Below are 16,863 nucleotides of genomic sequence, written 5' to 3'. Positions count from 1 at the left end.
GTCGGCAACACGAAATGAGAGAGACTTAAACTATTTTAAGTAATTGATATGTGTATTAGGTGGGCGTGTGCCTAGATGGGTTGAAATTTCGGCGCTAGACTTATATTCAAATGCCGAGCTGGGATTGTAGGATAGTTCACATAAGCGCTGTTGCTGTCTTGTGGGTTCATGGTATCCTACTGGGCTATTTTAAAACACACTGTGGTTACGGAGCAAAACATGGCAAGCCGTGGAGTAAACAAAGTCATTCTAGTGGGTAACTTAGGTAACGACCCAGAAATTCGTTACATGCCAAACGGCAGTGCCGTGGCGAACATTACAATCGCGACCTCGGAATCGTGGCGTGACAAAGCGACTGGTGAACAGCGCGAGAAAACTGAGTGGCACCGTGTTGCATTATTCGGCAAGCTAGCGGAAGTAGCCGGTGAGTACCTAAGAAAGGGCTCTCAGGTTTACATTGAAGGTCAACTACAGACACGTAAATGGCAAGATCAAAATGGTCAAGACCGCTACACAACGGAAGTTGTAGTTCAAGGCTTCAACGGTGTGATGCAAATGTTAGGTGGCCGTCAAGGCGGTGGCGCGCTATGCAGGGTGGCATGAACCAAGGTGGCATGCAGCAGCAAGCACCACAACAGCAAGGTTGGGGTCAGCCACAACAACCTGTTCAACAGCCAGCTCAACAAAAGCCTGCGCAACAGCAGCCACAATACAATGAGCCACCAATGGACTTCGACGACGACATTCCGTTCTAAATCGATTACCTTTGTGCGCAGTGAAGCCTATTCACAGTACAGATGCTGGAAGGCCGCGACATTCGTCGCGGTTTTTTTGTTTCTTAGAACCCTGCCATGGCTGGTGACTTAACGGTTTTGGCTAAATTTGATATAACAAACAATCAGCTGCCTGGCTGTTTTACTCTTGATAATTGACAGGCGATAGCGACATTTCGTTCAAAAAGGACTTTGGCAAATTATGAGGCAAACCCCCACTCTAAAACTGAGCACGCGCTTAGTCGCTTTTGTTACAGTCATTGTAATGAGTGCGGTTTTTATTCTATTCGTGGGTGGTACCTTGTCCATCAAGCGAATGGGACAAGAATATCTCAATCACCATCTTGCTGGGATCGTGAAAGTTATCGATAAAGAGCTTGAGGATCCCGATGCTGCTTACATGATGCAACGCTGGATGCCCAAAATGCTGCAAGCGAGCAATATCATTGAAATGCAGCTGACGTCTTCTGCTGGCGTGGTGTACCGTTATAAAAATACCTCGCCAATGCTCGACAGAAGCATAGTTTACCAGCAAAGCTTCGACCTAGAACGAAACGAAGGCTATCGTGTCGAGTTTGTTGCATTGCCGCCTTATCTCGATGTGCGCTACTCTCTTGAAGCGATGTGGTCGGTAACACTTGCGTTTGGCCTTATCGTATTTTGTTTAATGCAAGGGGTGAAATGGCTTCGCAAGCAACTCGTTGGCTCAGAACTTTTGGAAGAGCGAGGAGGATGATCCTCGGCGGCCGAGTTGAACAATACGCGAAAGGCGATGAGCGTGAATGGCCATACACCGCCAGTGAAGCGCTAGATATTCTGATTGAAGAGCTGCAAGATGCACGTCAAGAGCGCAGCCGCTTCGACACCTTTATCCGTACCCAGACGTTCTTAGATCCTCTTACAGGCAGTGCGAACCGAATTCTGTTCGATAGTAAGCTAGAGTCCGCTTTGCAAGAGAGCGGTGCGCAAGGTGGCGTGATCTTGTTCCGCGTCGAGGATTGGGAGCAAGCACAAGAGAAGCTTGGAAAAGCTGAGGCAGACGACTTTCTCATTGAAATTGGGGAAGTGCTCTCTCAAGCGGTACAAAAATACCCAGATGCGATTTTCTCTCGCTATTACGATGCAGACTTCGCCATATTGATTCCACATCAAAGCGCCAAAGACGTCGCCGCCTTGGCTAGTCAGTGCATCCGTCAAATGGAGAAAGCGCCGCCGCCGGTTCCTTTGGATGAAGATAACTGGTGCCATATTGGCGTGAGTATGTACTCTGAAGGTGAGCGTCGTGGCCGCATTATGGAAGAGGCGGAAACCGCGCTTAAGAGTGCGCAGCTGCAAAAAGTGAACAACTGGAGCCGTTTCCAGAAACAAGTTCAGAAGTTTGACGAGCGTGGCAGTGTCCGCTGGCGCACGCTATTTGACCGTGCACTGCTGCCTGAAAATCTGCTGATTTATGCTCAGCCCTGTTACTTGTATGAAAAGGGCAAAGAGCTGGCACCGCTGCACAAAGAATTGTTTGCACGCATCGATGACCCAGAGCGAGGCACTGTTAAAGCGTCTCGCTTCCACTCCGCTTTATTACAGGTGGGCTATGAGTCTAATTTTGATCGCGCTGTGTTAGGTAAGGTATTCAGAAGCATTAAACAGGGTAAAATCACTCTGCCGGTGTCGATTAATGTCTATGTGGTGCCGTTTGCAAACAAAAGCTACTTCAAGTGGTTCAGGGACGAGTTATTGCAACTGCCAGTTAGTGTTCGTAGCCAGCTTAGCTTTGAGTTTTCTGAGGCGCGCTTAGTACAGCATTTGGACTACATCCGTCCGGTAGTGAAAATGTTGTCTGGTTTGGGATGCACCGTCATCGTTGGTCAGGCGGGGCGCTCGATCGTCAGTACTCACTACATTAAAGATTTGAAAGTGGATTATCTAAAGCTGCATCGCAGCTTGGTCAAGCGTATCGATCAGCGTGACGAGAACCAATTGTTTGTTCGCAGCATGGTGGGGGCGTGCGGTGATGCACCTACCCAAGTGATAGCCGTTGGTGTTGAAACCAAGAAAGAGTGGCATACGTTAATCGATCTCGGTGTCAAAGGCGGTCAAGGGCGCTACTTTGCTGCTGAGACGCAGTTGTTGCCAGAGGCGCAGGCCAAAACTACATCGATTAAACCAGGCGTCGTAACCGCTGGAAGCGAACCTAACGCCTGGTCAAAAAATAAGCGCCTTTTTGGCGCTTATTTTTTATCAATCAACTTATGAGCGACTAGTTGATACGCGGTCGATACTCAGTCCAAGACTGATCATCGAAGCTGTAGAACTGTGTATCATTCACTTCGAGCATTGTTGTCCCTGAGTTCTGCGAGATAACCGGCGTCGTCGGTAAGCCTGGGTCAGAGATGTCAGAGACGTTGCTTTACCCTCATACATATTGCTGCTTAAGATATTGGCGAGCAGATCGCTTAACGCTAAGAAGCTGACTGGCTGCTCAACATCGATTTGACTGCGGTTTTCAATCGCTACGTCACCAAAGAACTTTACACCAACCGGCACATTAGTGATGGCTTTGGTTGGTATCTCACGCATCCCAGAGATCTGCATGCGATCGCCTCGCACCGCAGCACCGTGCTCGGGAAGTAGCACGACAACGACATTGCGTTTACTCGCCTCTAACGTTTGGAAGAAGGCATACAGCTCATCCAGCAAGATCTTTTGTTGGCGTTTGTAGGTCACTAAACGTGAACCAGATTGACCCACGACTCGGTTGCCATCATGAATACTAATGGTGTTATAGAGACTGACCGTAGGCTTGGTATGGTTGATTTGCTCCCACTGAGAGAGGATTTGCCCATCACTGTAAATTCGAGTGCCATCGAACGCATATTGCGACGGTGTCAGCGCCTCAATGTCGACGGCTGGTGAAAAGTTGCCGATGTTATTGGCAATGTGTTTGTTGAAACCATCGAATTTACCGTCATGGTTCATAAACACTTCTTTCTCATAGCCAAGGCGTGCAAGCTGATCAAACAAAGAACATTGCGCAGTCAAGTTATCATTAAATAAGTCGGCGTGAGACTGCTGACCACAGTTGGCTCGCAAAATACGCAGTACCGCAGGTCCGCTGTATGATGTGGCTGAGTTAAAGTGCTTGAACAGGATATCGAATTCTTTGAAGATCGGGTGATCAATGTTGCCGGAATACTCCAAGTCATCCCAAGCCAATGAACAGACACTCAGAAACAGGATGTCAAAGTTAGGCTGCGTTGCTAACGCGTCTATGTTCGACAAACTCGATGTTTTAGAAGCTTGATCGCGAAAGAATTGTCCTACATAGGTGGTGAGACCTTCTGATGACGTATCCACGGCAACTTGAGTCGGCGCCGTTGTGGTTGCTGTATTATTGCCTACGTTATTGGCGGTCGTTTCTACTGCTTGGCTGGTGGTTAATGACATCTGCCAAAATGAGCTGGGAATTGACGCAATCACCATACCTACGACGACGAATGCGGATAAACGTAGGATCTGGCTCAAATAGAGATAGCCAACAATGAGTACAAAGCCGAGTAATAGGAAGTCTAGGGAAATAAAATCCTTAGCCAGTGCCAGCAGATAAACGGTGTCGAATTGGCTCACTAAATCCCACTGGCTAAATAGCCGCTCCAATGGTGGCAAATAGGAATCATGGTGTAGCAGTAGCAGCGCCAGACCTATCGCAATGATATGTCTAATAATGTTGAGCCAGCGACTGCGCAGTGGGATCACGACAAAGCAGAGTAAACTGAAATTGTAGAGCGGTGAAAAGCTCAGAGTATCGCTGGCGTATAGCGCCAATTTCAGGGCAAAGTAGAGTGTCCACCAACCGAGTGAAATGTGAGCTGAGGGTTTGGTTCTATCCATGATTAAAACTTGGTTTCTCGTAAATGCTTAGGACGTTTTTTGAGTTTTGTAATTAGCCTTGATAATAGGCGCACGATACTTGGTGCGACGATACCGAGAGCCAGGCCAACAGCGGTAAATACGCCTGCGACCGTTAAAAAGTCTTCAATATTCATAGTTGATCCCAATCTACACGAGAAGCAAAGCGGCTGGCTGGTGTCGCCTTGTCAGGCTCCGCTTCGGTGATGCTTGGTTTTTCTTGGTAATCAATACCTTGTATGTTGTAAAGTCGCGTTACGATCTCATCAGCATCGGTGTATTGTGACTGTTCAATAAACAGTTCATTCGGCGCCACCGCAAACACATTTAATAACGCCTGGTGAATCTCATAACGTCTTAATGAGCTAAAAAAGATCAAAATTCGGCCATCAATTTGACAGGCAATATCCCCTCGGCGCTTCATTTGACTATAGGACATTGCCTCACTAAGTGGTACTGAAGAGAAAGGGGTTAACTCGACCAACGCATACTCAATTTGTGTGTTACGACAAACCTCGATGGCATTTAGCGTTAGCGATTTAAATGTGTCGAAGCTGACAAAGCCACTTTCATCGACAGGGCTTTCAAACTGTTTAAACAGCGAGGTTTCGGATAGGTAATTTGCTTCCATTTTCGTCATCGACGCCAAGCGTATTTGGTCGTAAAGCACGGCATCGCTTTTTGTGTGATCGACAATGCTTTGAGCGCCTGCTGTGATGAGCATGTGGAAGTCATTGTAGCGAATACAAGGGGTGAGCTCTTTAATGACAAAATGCACACTGTCCCCATAACGCTTCTTGTTTTGGAGAATGGTTTTAGCGACACGCTTGATGTCATCAAAACCGCCACAAGGGAGCACAACGACAGTTGCGACGCTGGTTTCGAGCACCGAATTAGGGAAGTTAAATTGCTCAAAAAACTGAAATCCATGTTCATGGACGAAGTCACGGCCTGCCGCTTGAGAAGAAACCAATACGGGCAAAATCTGTCTATTAACTTGATTGCCCGAATCATCTGACAATAAAAACAGCTTATTGGCTAATTGAGTGTCACCGTCTTGATAATGGATAGCCTTGATAAAAGTTTGTTGATTATGCTGTTTCAATTCACCAAGAAATATCCTTTTCCCCCGTAAAGATTGTTTATATTCCTCAGGATTAATCGAATTATTAATATCTAGTAACAAAATTGTAATATTTATAAAATCAATTGTTGTTTGTTCGATCGCAAAATTAACATCTAGTTTTGAACTCTGCTCCAAGTCGAGCAATATACAGATATGAACATTTTTATTAATAGGCAATCTTGATAAATCATCCAAGAACTCAGCCATTGATAGCGCAGGGTTTGAGAGGAATATCCGCGAGAAACTATGATTGATAAGTTCGGTAGATTTAGCACTGAGCTTGTCGGTTCGTGTAAGAAAATCCTTACCAGATGGGGAGGTAAATAGGTCAGCTTTAGTCTCGAAAAGTGGGGCTTTTTCGTGGTGAGTTAGCAGATTTTCCAAAGCCTGCCAAGAGTTAATGCGTATGATTTGCTGAATCATTAGCCTAATTACCATAAGTAATAGTGATATTAGTTGGGGCTTAGTGTACTATGCGTACAAATTTAGAACAAACTTATCTTAAGCTGAGTAGTAGAAGGTAATGCAAAACCATACCACCGATGTCGAACAAATTTATAAATCGTACGGCATTCCAACTTCTGGGTATCAGAATCTGGAACGCAGTAACGAAATAAAGTTATCGCAAAGTAAATGGAATTTTTTGCAATCAGAAAACACAGAGCAGAGTGAGTCGCCAGAATCGGCATTTGCTACGCTTAATAGTCAGACGGAGCCATCTCTGGCATCGTTAAAAGAGGAATAAGTTTGTCATGTCCATATTGTTGGTAACAGGTATCCATGCGGGAGTGGGGGCAAGTACTGTCGCCGCGAACCTTGCGGCTGCCTACACCGTACTTGGACATAAAGTACTTTTGGTTGACCTAGACCCTAAGAACCTTGTCGGTCCCTGGTTTGGCCATCCAACCGATAAAGCTTCTGGGTGGACAGACGCGGTATCTAGCGATCAAAGCTGGAAGCAAGCGTTGCTGCGAGATCCGATTGGTAGTTACTTCCTGCCTCACGGCGGTTCTTTGCTGACCTCGAGTGAATACGCCCGCTATTTAGATGAAATGCTAACGGCTGCACGAGATAAATTTGAAATCATCATTATCTCTGCGCCGCATGATATTGAGTTGTCGTTAAGCCTAACATGCTCATTACTCACATTGCGGGTCGTCAATCCGACCCCGATGTGCGTGACCTTATTAAGTCGTCAAATGGCACTGAGCCCTCCCGATAGCAATATCTTGTTTGTTCTTAACCAGTGCCGTCATGATATTGCTTTGCTGCGAGATATGACCTTGGTGCTGGAAGAGGCGCTCGGTACCCGACTTATTTCGGCACATCTCTATTATGACATTGCGATTCAAGAAGCGTTTGCCATGCTTGGTAATGTGATGACTGCTGCGACGCGCTCCAATGCGGCGGTTGAATTTAGACAGTTGGCAACCGTTGTGTTGTCTCAGGTAGAAAAGAACCAGCTTCGCTCATAATCATGTTTGTCGCCCGATTTGTTTCACCAAACCTGCTGCATCAGTTTAGCGGTTCGATTCAGTTGCCCGAGTTGGCATTAAAGAATCGACACACGCTGCTGTTGCTATGCTTTCTGATTTTGCTGGCTGGTACGCGGGTGACGCCAACACGCTCAGATTGGGAGCGTGCCTTCCCACACATCGACTTGAATCATTTCCGCTTTAGTGACAACTTCCGCCTGCTTATTCAGTTGTGTTGGTTAGCCTTGATTAAGCAAAATTTTACGTGGCAGCAGTGGCGTTTAACGCGTCATCTCCGCGCCATCAATCAGGTGATTTCGCGTTTCTTTACCGCTTGTCGACGCTTTTCGGCGACGGCCGTAACAGCCATTGATGACCAACTTGAAGGGCAGGGTGTCAAGCGAACAGCAAACCATTTCATCCCTGATAGCGTGCTCTATATCGTACTTATTGTGTTGACGGTGTTGTGTTTGACCGTGCCATTTTCCATTACTGCGCAAATTGTATTTGTGGCGGTATTGGCGATTGTTGCTGCCTCTGTTCGTGGGGTAAAAGGCCGCTTGCCGAACATGCTGCTCATCATCCTCTCTCTTATCGCCTCCTGTCGTTATTTATGGTGGCGATATTCGTCGACCATCAACTGGGATAAAGATCTGGATATGATGCTCGGTTTGGTGCTGCTGATGGCAGAAACCTATTCGTGGATGGTGTTGATTTTAAGCTACTTTCAGACTATTTGGCCGTTAAATCGTACTCCAGAAACCTTGCCGAATGATCCTAAAACCTGGCCAAGTATTGATCTTTTCATTCCCACCTACAATGAAGAATTGGATGTGGTTAGAGCCACAGTACTGGCGGCAACCGCGATAGATTGGCCAAAAGACAAGCTCAATATCTATATCTTGGACGATGGTAAACGTGACTCATTCCAGGCGTTTGCTGAGCAAGCCGGAGTTGGTTACATTCGCAGGCCGACCAATGAGCACGCTAAGGCCGGTAACCTTAACTACGCGCTGAAGCAAACTCATGGTGAATATGTCGCTATTTTCGACTGTGACCATATCCCCACCCGAGCGTTTTTCCAGGTGACGATGGGCGCGTTTTGTGAAAGATCCCAACCTGGCATTGGTACAAACACCACACCACTTTTTTTCGCCGGATCCGTTTGAACGTAACTTATCGCGTTTTCGTCAACTTCCGAATGAGGGCAACTTGTTCTATGGCTTGATCCAAGATGGTAATGACATGTGGGATGCGACCTTTTTCTGTGGCTCGTGTGCGATCTTGCGTCGAGGACCGTTGGAAGAAGTGGGGGCGTTGCGGTAGAAACTGTGACGGAAGATGCTCACACCGCACTAAAAATGCATCGATTAGGCTATCGCAGTGCCTATCTTAAAGAGCCGATATCGGCCGGCCTTGCAACGGATAGTTTGTCGGCTCACGTAGGTCAGCGTATTCGCTGGGCGCGCGGCATGGCGCAAATTTTTCGAACCGATAACCCGTTACTTGGTAGCGGATTATCTTGGCAGCAGAGATTGTGTTACCTCAACGGTATGATGCATTTCTTAAGTGGTATTCCACGCCTGATTTTTATGGTCGCGCCGCTGGCCTTTTTGATTTTGGATGCCTACATCATCTATGCCCCGGCGATTGCTATCGTACTGTTTGTCTTGCCGCACATGTTTCATGCCAACGTAGCAAACTCTCGGATACAGGGTCAGTACCGACACTCATTTTGGGGTGAGGTGTATGAAACGGTATTGGCCTGGTATATCGCGATTCCAACCACAGTGGCTTTATTCGCGCCGGGACGCGGCCGATTTAACGTGACGGCGAAAGGTGGCTTGATAGACAAGCGCTTTTTCGACTGGGACATTAGTAAACCTATTATCGGCTTGCTGTTACTGAATCTTCTCGGGTTTGCGGTGGGCGTTTATCGTTTATTTGATTACCAGTTTACTGACACAACGACTGTACTGGTGAATTTGTTTTGGGTCATCTACAACTTAATTGTGCTCGGTGTTGCATTGGCTGTGGCTGCCGAAGAAAAACAAGTGCGTATGGCGCATCGTATTGACGTCAATTATCCGGTGTCGTTTATGACCACATCGGGACATCATTACCCGGCGACACTGAAAGATTTTTCCTTCAGTGGTCTCGGTATGCAGATAGATCCCGCCATTGAGATTCAAACTGGTGACGAGATCCTAGTGGCTTTGGAGCGCTATGGCATCAAAGAGTCGTTTCGCTGCGTGGTGCGCTTTAGCCGTGATGGAGTGGTTGGTGCCGAGCTTTTGCCGATGACGATGGAAAAGGAAAAACGCTTTGTTCAGTGTACGTTTGCCCGCTCTGACACATGGTCTAAGTGGCAGCAAGCCTATGAACACGATAAGCCGCTTGAGAGCTTGAAAAGTATGCTCTACGCCAGTGCGATTGGAATAAGAAAAATGATTGAGTTTAGCCCCTCGCTTGTCAGAGTGGCGGTTTTTAAGTGGGTCGATATGATGAGGAACCTTGCCTCCTATCGTCCTCGCTGGATTGTATAGGATATTAGAATGAAACTGATTCACGCGTTAACGCGAGTGATGCTCGGGGCGAGCTGTTTGCTGTCTGCCTCTGCTCTGGCCGATTTTGTTGATACGTCTCCAAAGCAAGTAAGCTATACCTTCAGCGAGATTGCGGGGCCTTCGTCGATCACCATTCGCGGTAGTGGTGGTACCGCTTTTTTGGGGTTTGGCTCTCGCCTTGATCAGATCATCACGGGTGGCGAGCTAGATTTGTATTTTTCACCCTCTCCAGCACTGCGAGCACGCGTGTCACACCTTCGTGTCTATCTTAATGAAGAACTGATGGATGTCGTGGACTTTCAGCAAGATGATGCTCATAAGCTTGAAAAAACCATCCGTCTCGATGGTCGTTTCTTCAAAAACTACAATCAGATAAAGTTCGAACTCATTGGTCGTATTGACCAAGAGTGTAGCGATGCCAGCGATCCAGCATTGTGGTGGGAGTTAGGTTCAGCGAGTCGTATTACCCTTGATGTACGCAATATAGATGTGGCTAACGAACTTAGCCTACTTCCCGCGCCGTTTTTTGATGCACGAGATTTGAAAAATGTCACCATCCCTGTCGTATTGCCGAGCGATTTTGGTACCCAAAATTTGCATTCTGCTTCAGTAGTGGCGTCTTATTTTGCTAGCCAAGCGAAATGGCGAGAGGTGAGTTTCCCTGTCTACCAGCAAGACGCGCCAAGCCAGCATGCGATTGTGCTTGCGACCAATGATCATCGACCAGACCTAGTTAAGGACTTACCAGAGATCACTCAACCAACGATCCAAATGGTCACGCACCCGACAGTACCTGGTAAGAAACTGTTGTTGGTGTTGGGTAAAGATGAGCAGCAACTGGAGTTAGCGGCACGCGGCTTGGTGGCTGGCAGTCAGTTGATGTCGGGCGAAGTGGCGTACATCAATAGCGTGACTAGTGTTGCTCCGCGTAAACCTTACGATGCGCCTAACTGGTTGCCGACAGACAGAGCCGTTAAGTTCTCTGAGCTTATTGAGGGGAGTTACCAACTTGAGTCGCAAGGGGTTGAGCTAAATCCTATTCGTGTTGATTTTACTCTGCCACCCGATCTGTTTACTTGGAACGCGAACAGCGTGCCGATGAAACTTAGCTATCGTTATTCGCCGCCACTCAAAGGCACCAAAACCTCGCGTTTGAATATTTCCGTTAATGAGCGCTTTGTGCGTGCGTTTCCGCTCGATGAAAATAAAAGTGAGGGTGAACAAGATACCTGGCGAGTTCCTATTTTAGGTACCGAGTCGTTTACCGGTAAGTCATCGGCGCAACTGCCAGGGTTTAAGATCTCCCAAAACAACACGCTGGCGTTTAATTTTCAAATAGCCAATGTATCAACCGGTGTTTGTGAAGGCGTTGGGCCGACAATTAACTATGCGGCGATTGATGGCGCGTCGACGCTTGATTTTTCTGGCTTCCCACATTACATCCGCATGCCGGATGCACAGTCCTTTGTGAGCTCGGGTTTCCCATACTCACGAATGGCCGACTTGTCTGAAACGGCGGTAGTCATCACCCCTAAGCCAAGCGCAAAAGAAGTCGAACTACTGCTCAATACGGTCGGTTTTATCGCTAAGAAAACCGGTTTACCTGCTTATCAGTTTAGTTTGTCTGAGCGATGGGACGAGTCGGCTTTAAGTGACAAAGATATTTTGGTGTTGGGAGTACAAGCGGCGACCAAGCTCGATCTGACATCGACGGCGTTAACGCATGTCAGCTCTAGTGAGGCTGGTCGCTTTATAGAAGCGACAGCCGTGTCTGAAAAACCGCAAGCACAAGGGCTGGCAAAGCTATCGGGTCGCCAAGCAACGATAAGTGCCAACGTGCGCGCGCGCGGCGAATTCGCGTCTATCGCTAGCTTTGAATCGCCCTTTTCTAATCAGCGTACAGTCACCGTGTTGTCTGCTCGAAATGATGGCTCAGTTCCTCTTCTTTATGGTGCGATGAACGCCCGAGCTAATGCTGTTAACGGCTCTGCAGTGGCAATCACCCCAAGTGATATCGTGAGTCACCAAGTTGGTGACTACTATTATGTCGGTTCATTACCGCTTTATGATCTGGTTTGGTACCACTTCTCCGATAGACCTATGTTGATGGTCGCTATCGCACTGCTATTAGTCGTGGCCTTTACCATGGTGATGTGGCGCATGCTGTCACGTTATGCAAAACGCCGTTTAGCAAGCCAGGTTAGCACGCACAAAGGAGATTAATAATGAGAACATGGTTGTTCGCGTTCGCCATGATGCTAAATACTGTAGCACCTGCGAGCTTGGCTGAGACTTGGCCGCAGTGGCAAGCGTTCAAATCCGTCTATATGACGCCTGAAGGGCGTATTGTCGATGGCTCGGATGACAGGCTTATTACCACATCGGAAGGGCAGTCTTATGCGATGTTTTTTGCCCTAGTTGCTAATGACAAAGCCGCGTTCGATACGCTATATAACTGGACTCAACAGCATCTCGCTGATGGCGATCTTACCGCTCGTCTGCCTGCTTGGTTGTGGGGTAAAACGTCGCAGGGTTACGGCGTTATCGACAGCAATTCGGCGTCAGATTCAGACTTGTGGATAGCGTATACCTTGATTGAAGCGGGACGCTTGTGGGGCAGCGACTACTATCAAAACGTTGGATACCTGCTCGCCAAGCGCATTCTCAAAGAGGAAACGGTCTCTTTTGGGGCGGGGAATAGGCAGCTTTTGCCGGGCAAACAAGGCTTTGAGCAAGGGGATAAGGTAAAACTTAACCCCAGTTATGTACCGCTACCCGTTTTAGCGGCCTTCGCCCATCGCGATACTAAAGGACAGTGGCGCGATTTGTACTCTGGCTCTCTCATGCTGCTGCTCGACAGTCAGCGTCAGGGCGTGAGTCCGGACTGGTTGCTCTATGATGGTAAGGCAGTTAGCTATGACGCAGAGACCACCGATATTGGCAACTACAATGCCATCCGCAGTTACCTTTGGGCTGGCATGATGCCGAGTGATATGGAAGGCGCACAGCCGCTGGTTGACTCGTTTAAGCCTTTTGTCTCACGGGCTATTAAGCAGCAGTACACACCGCTTAATACCTATGCACAGAGCGGAAAAATGGATCAGCGTGGACCTGTTGGGTTTGATGCTGCGCTACTGCCTCTGATCGGCCTAAACGCAGACGAAGAGATCACGTCCAGCTGGGCAGAGCGAGTGCGTGAAAATCTCGTCACCGATCGCAATAATGAGTATTACAACAACGTGTTAGCGTTATTTGGATTAGGCTGGAACGACAATCAATATCGATTCAATAGCCAAGGAGAGCTGTTAGTGCCATGGGCGGAGAGTAGCCAGCCGTGAAGGTAACGAGAGCATCGAGCCAAATTTCTGCTGCGCTTTTGAGTGTACTTTGCTCATCGGCGTGGGGGGAGACGTACCCTCGGCGTTTTACCGCTCAGCACCGGACTGGCTTGAAAACCAGATAGTGATTGGTGAGCTCAAACAAGACGAGACGCTCGTTGAAGCGGCAGTAGAGCGCTGGCTGGCGATTGCGCCAGACAGTCCAGAAGCCTTGTTCGCAAAGGCGCGCTGGTTGGTAAGAAACAATCGAGCTGATGAAGCAAGCGCTCTTTTTAAGCAGTTGAATAGTCAGGCTGATCCGGCTTTGGTTTCAGCCTTTGGTAACTATCTAGAATTACATACCACAGAGCGCGATCAATACAATCAGGCTTTGCTGTTGCAGCGCGGCGGCCAAAACGAAGCCGCGTTGAAACTGTTTGAGGAGCTATACGGCTCCGAGCGCCCCGATATTATCAGTGAACTTGATTACCTCGGGCTCAAATCGACCTTTCCACAGTATCAAGAGCAGGTACTTGAAGCGTATCAGCAACTAGATCGCGCGTTTCCCAATGTGGGGGAAATTCGTCTTGGCCTTGCTCGCCACCTCTCTCGTTATGGTCGAGAATCTGAAGCGTTGGTGATTTATCGCGACTTGGCGAATGACTCACGTCTTGGCGTGTTTGCCAGCACTTTATGGATGACCGAGTTGCAAACCGAGCCCATGTCTCAACAGTGGATGGATACTCATGAGCTTATTGCGAGCTATCACCCAGAAAACTTGAGCATTCAGCAACAATACGAAACGGCGAAGCAGCGCTGGAAGCACGAAAAAACGCTGCGTAAAGATCCGATATACCGAGGCAAGCTCGCGGCGTTTGCGCGCATTGAAAATCGTCAGTATGACGCCACCACGTTCAAAGCACTGCAAGCGGCCAACCGCAAGTATCCCAATGATCCGGAAACCTTAGTGGCGCTCGGTCGTTACTATTACCATAACAATAATTATCAAGCCTCAGTCGATGCGTTTAAAAAAGCGCAGCAGCTTGATGATTCGCCAGATCTTATCGACTTTTACCAGTCTGAAATCAATTCGATTCGCTTTTGGCAAGCCCTTGATGCATCAAGGCGCGCTTTGAGTGCAGAGCAATACAGCACAGCCATGCAGCAAGCAGATTTGGCATTGTCACTCGATGACAGTGAGCCTTTTGCTCATATCATCAAAGGGCAGATTTATCTGGCGCAGCAAGAGTATCGTCAAGCGCACCAAGCGGCCAAGAAAGCATTGACCTTGGCGCCAGACAACAGTTCAGCGCTGCAACTGTGGGTGCAAACTTATGCGCCAGATAAAGGTCATGAAGGTGAGTATGCCGCATTGCAGACGCTCAAACCGGCGCAAATTAAGCAAATCGCCGCGTATGCAGCGGAGGTGGAGCACCTTGTGGTCTACGATACGCTGCTGAAAAGCCAGTCTCTGCCGGAAAATGATCCGCTATTTCGCGCGCAGTTTAAACGCGTACTTGATAGTGATGCTTACCTCCCTTGGATAAACAAAGACATTGCTGAGCAGTTGCTGCGTTTAAACCAACGCCGTTTGGCGGATATGGTAATGAGTCGCGCGTATCAGCAGCATCAAGATAATGAACATACTCACGCGTACACCTTGTACTTGTCGGGTCAAGGGCGTTGGGATGAAGCGTTTTCGGTCGTCAATCAATCGCCCGCTCAGCAGCTCACGTCTGCGGAACTCTCTACCTACTCTCGTGTAAAGCTTGCATACTACCGCCAACAAATCGCTGAGCAGCAACTCAGAGGTGATGAGCTGATTGCCTTTATTGATAATGTTGCCCTCGATGATCGCCCAACTGCGATTGTATTGTGGTCAGAGACCCCCTTTGATGAGCAAGCTCAAGCAGAAATGGACGCAGTGGATATTACATCGCTTAGTACGCCAGAGCTTGAGCTGATGTCGCAGGCAGCGTTTGATATCGACAATGCTGATTTTCACCGAGCGATCTATCAAGAAGCAGCGCAACGTAAAGTCCTGTCAGACATTATTGAGCAGCGCCAGAGCTTGTTTGATGCCGATAGATTGCTGGCTGAAAACAACGTCGAAGCAGCGTCAGAGATTTATTTGGCACGCCTTAACGATGGTGTTGTACTTTCTCAACAGCGTTTGAGTACTTGGCTGAGCGCTGCACCACAATACATCGACCCTGTATTGGATATTCAAGCAAAACGCGTGTTTGAGCTTAGTAATGAGCAAATCGTTAGCAGCTTATCTTTGGCGTTGGAAACCGATAACCAGCCCTACATCAACTTTTTCAATAACCATCTGCCATTAAAATCGCTCAATGCTTTCAATTACTGGCAGTTGCAAGAAGCGTCGTTGTCTCAATCCAACGATGCCTTGACTCAGCAGTACTCCCGTCAAGCTCTGTTATTGGATGACAAAGAGCGCTTGGGGCTGAACCGGGTACGAGATATTGGTAGCGCGTATCGCGATGCCGATGACAACTGGATGACCAACGACATTATTGCCACCCTCGATAGAATTGATGAGCGCCAGCAATCCTATTTCATCGTCGGTGGTGAGTTTAACAATGTGCCGGGTGGCTCTAAATACCTCACTGTTCCTTTTGAGCTTGGCATCGCTATCCCTAAATGGGATGGTCGTCTCAAGCTTCGCACTGACAGCGTTTATCTTAATAGTGGCTCATTAACCTATTACGATACTAATATTGAGTTTGAGCGTGACCGAGTGGGACAAGCCTTCTCTGTTGGTTGGGAGGCTGAGAACTGGCAAGCGGATCTTGGCACAACGCCTGTTGGCTTTCGTTACACCGATTGGGTAGGTGGCATTGAAGGGATCACCGAGTGGGGCGATGTGACCTTGCGCGGCAATGTCTCTAAGCGCCCTGTTACGGCGAGCTTTATCTCTTACTCTGGATTATCAGTGACGGATCGTACAGGCATGACCACTGAGTTTGGTGGTGTGACTCGCAGTGGCGCGACGGTGAGTGCGTCTTGGAATGACGGACGTCCATATGGCGTTTGGGGGTATCTCGAGTATCATCAGCTCACTGGTAACAATGTCGCTGATAACAATAGAACCTCTGGTATGCTGGGCAGTTACTACAACTTCATTAGTAGCGATGATGAGGTGTTCTCTTTAGGTGGCGCCGTGTTTTACATGGGCTACGAGAAGAATGTCAATGAAGTGATTATCGGCCATGGCAAATATTACAGCCCGCAAAACTACACATCGATTTCCTTACCTGTGTCGTACTATCGTCGTCATAGCTTTGATTGGACATATGGGGTGAGGGGCACGGTTTCGTTGTCGAATGCTTCCTTTGATGCGCCATACAATATCCAGGGTGGCACGGCTTCGTCATCAAGCGGTGTGAGTGCAGGACTGCAGTTTTATACCGAGTATCGAGTGAGTGATCATTGGAGCTTTGTTGGCTATGTATCGCAGCAATTTTCGAGTGATTACCAGCCGAGTGTATTCAATGTCTATCTCAAATATCACTTCGATCCTAACTGGCGTAAGGCTCGACTTCAGCCAGATCCGCTAAGACTGTACGCGGACTATTTCTAGTCCGCGCATTTCGCTTGTTACAGGGTTTACTGTGAGCGCTGTTTGAAGAATTTAGCGCGCTGTTTGACCCATTTGTTTGCCCAATCAACAGGCGCATTTTG

Annotated in this window: 9 protein-coding genes and 2 pseudogenes; 8 read left to right on the top strand and 3 right to left on the bottom strand. The window is 48.0% G+C overall.

Annotated elements, in window-relative coordinates; all coding sequences use genetic code 11:
• Positions 1–219: 219 nt before the first annotated feature.
• Both TZ48_RS05450 and csrD read left to right on the top strand, forming a co-directional pair.
• A pseudogene (locus tag TZ48_RS05450) lies at positions 220–755 on the top strand (single-stranded DNA-binding protein).
• A 220-nt stretch (positions 756–975) separates the two neighbouring features.
• A pseudogene (csrD, locus tag TZ48_RS05445) lies at positions 976–3,023 on the top strand (RNase E specificity factor CsrD).
• A gap of 69 nt (positions 3,024–3,092) precedes the next feature.
• On the opposite strand, the gene bcsG reads toward csrD, so the two are convergent.
• The 3 genes from bcsG to TZ48_RS05435 are packed head-to-tail and all read right to left on the bottom strand — an operon-like array spanning position 3,093 to position 6,225.
• A complete protein-coding gene (gene bcsG / locus TZ48_RS05440) occupies positions 3,093–4,658 on the bottom strand; it encodes a cellulose biosynthesis protein BcsG (RefSeq protein ID WP_112478519.1) in 1,566 nt (521 codons plus the stop codon).
• Positions 4,659–4,660: 2 nt separating this feature from the next.
• Positions 4,661–4,813: a hypothetical protein gene (locus TZ48_RS24350; protein WP_162631224.1), complete on the bottom strand. Its 153-nt coding sequence runs from the start codon at positions 4,811–4,813 to the stop codon at positions 4,661–4,663.
• On the bottom strand, positions 4,810–6,225 hold the full coding sequence (locus tag TZ48_RS05435; protein ID WP_162674506.1) for a BcsE family c-di-GMP-binding protein: 1,416 nt from the start codon (positions 6,223–6,225) through the stop codon (positions 4,810–4,812). Before TZ48_RS05435 ends, TZ48_RS24350 begins: the two co-directional genes overlap by 4 nt.
• Positions 6,226–6,554: 329 nt before the next feature.
• On the opposite strand from TZ48_RS05435, the gene TZ48_RS05425 reads away from it, so the two are divergent.
• From TZ48_RS05425 to TZ48_RS05405, 6 genes are all read left to right on the top strand, one after another.
• Positions 6,555–7,277, top strand: a complete 723-nt coding sequence (locus TZ48_RS05425; protein WP_112478516.1) for a cellulose synthase operon protein YhjQ/BcsQ — start codon at positions 6,555–6,557, stop codon at positions 7,275–7,277.
• A 2-nt stretch (positions 7,278–7,279) separates the two neighbouring features.
• A complete protein-coding gene (locus TZ48_RS25755; protein WP_275426418.1) occupies positions 7,280–8,446 on the top strand; it encodes a glycosyltransferase in 1,167 nt (388 codons plus the stop codon).
• 162 nt (positions 8,447–8,608) lie between these two features.
• Positions 8,609–9,823, top strand: a complete 1,215-nt coding sequence (locus TZ48_RS25745) for a PilZ domain-containing protein (protein WP_275426414.1) — start codon at positions 8,609–8,611, stop codon at positions 9,821–9,823.
• Positions 9,824–9,832: 9 nt separating this feature from the next.
• The gene (gene bcsB / locus TZ48_RS05415) at positions 9,833–12,067 is read left to right on the top strand and encodes a cellulose biosynthesis cyclic di-GMP-binding regulatory protein BcsB (RefSeq protein ID WP_112478515.1); all 2,235 of its coding nucleotides are present in this window, start codon (positions 9,833–9,835) and stop codon (positions 12,065–12,067) included.
• Between the two features lie 2 nt (positions 12,068–12,069).
• Positions 12,070–13,182 (top strand): cellulose synthase complex periplasmic endoglucanase BcsZ, encoded by a 1,113-nt coding sequence (gene bcsZ, locus TZ48_RS05410; protein WP_112478514.1) that lies wholly within the window; start codon positions 12,070–12,072, stop codon positions 13,180–13,182.
• Between the two features lie 49 nt (positions 13,183–13,231).
• The gene (locus TZ48_RS05405; RefSeq protein WP_112478513.1) at positions 13,232–16,762 is read left to right on the top strand and encodes a cellulose synthase subunit BcsC-related outer membrane protein; all 3,531 of its coding nucleotides are present in this window, start codon (positions 13,232–13,234) and stop codon (positions 16,760–16,762) included.
• Positions 16,763–16,863 lie beyond the last annotated feature (101 nt).

Source organism: Vibrio variabilis, assembly GCF_003263785.1.
Lineage (GTDB): Bacteria > Pseudomonadota > Gammaproteobacteria > Enterobacterales > Vibrionaceae > Vibrio > Vibrio variabilis.
This window is presented reverse-complemented; position numbering and strand designations above follow the sequence as displayed.

Coding starts and splice junctions, on each gene's coding strand:
- bcsG (WP_112478519.1), bottom strand. CDS start 4,658: ATGGATAGAACCAAACCCTCAGCTCACATTTCACTCGGTTGGTGGACA.
- TZ48_RS24350 (WP_162631224.1), bottom strand. CDS start 4,813: ATGAATATTGAAGACTTTTTAACGGTCGCAGGCGTATTTACCGCTGTT.
- TZ48_RS05435 (WP_162674506.1), bottom strand. CDS start 6,225: ATGATTCAGCAAATCATACGCATTAACTCTTGGCAGGCTTTGGAAAAT.
- TZ48_RS05425 (WP_112478516.1), top strand. CDS start 6,555: ATGTCCATATTGTTGGTAACAGGTATCCATGCGGGAGTGGGGGCAAGT.
- TZ48_RS25755 (WP_275426418.1), top strand. CDS start 7,280: ATGTTTGTCGCCCGATTTGTTTCACCAAACCTGCTGCATCAGTTTAGC.
- bcsB (WP_112478515.1), top strand. CDS start 9,833: ATGAAACTGATTCACGCGTTAACGCGAGTGATGCTCGGGGCGAGCTGT.
- bcsZ (WP_112478514.1), top strand. CDS start 12,070: ATGAGAACATGGTTGTTCGCGTTCGCCATGATGCTAAATACTGTAGCA.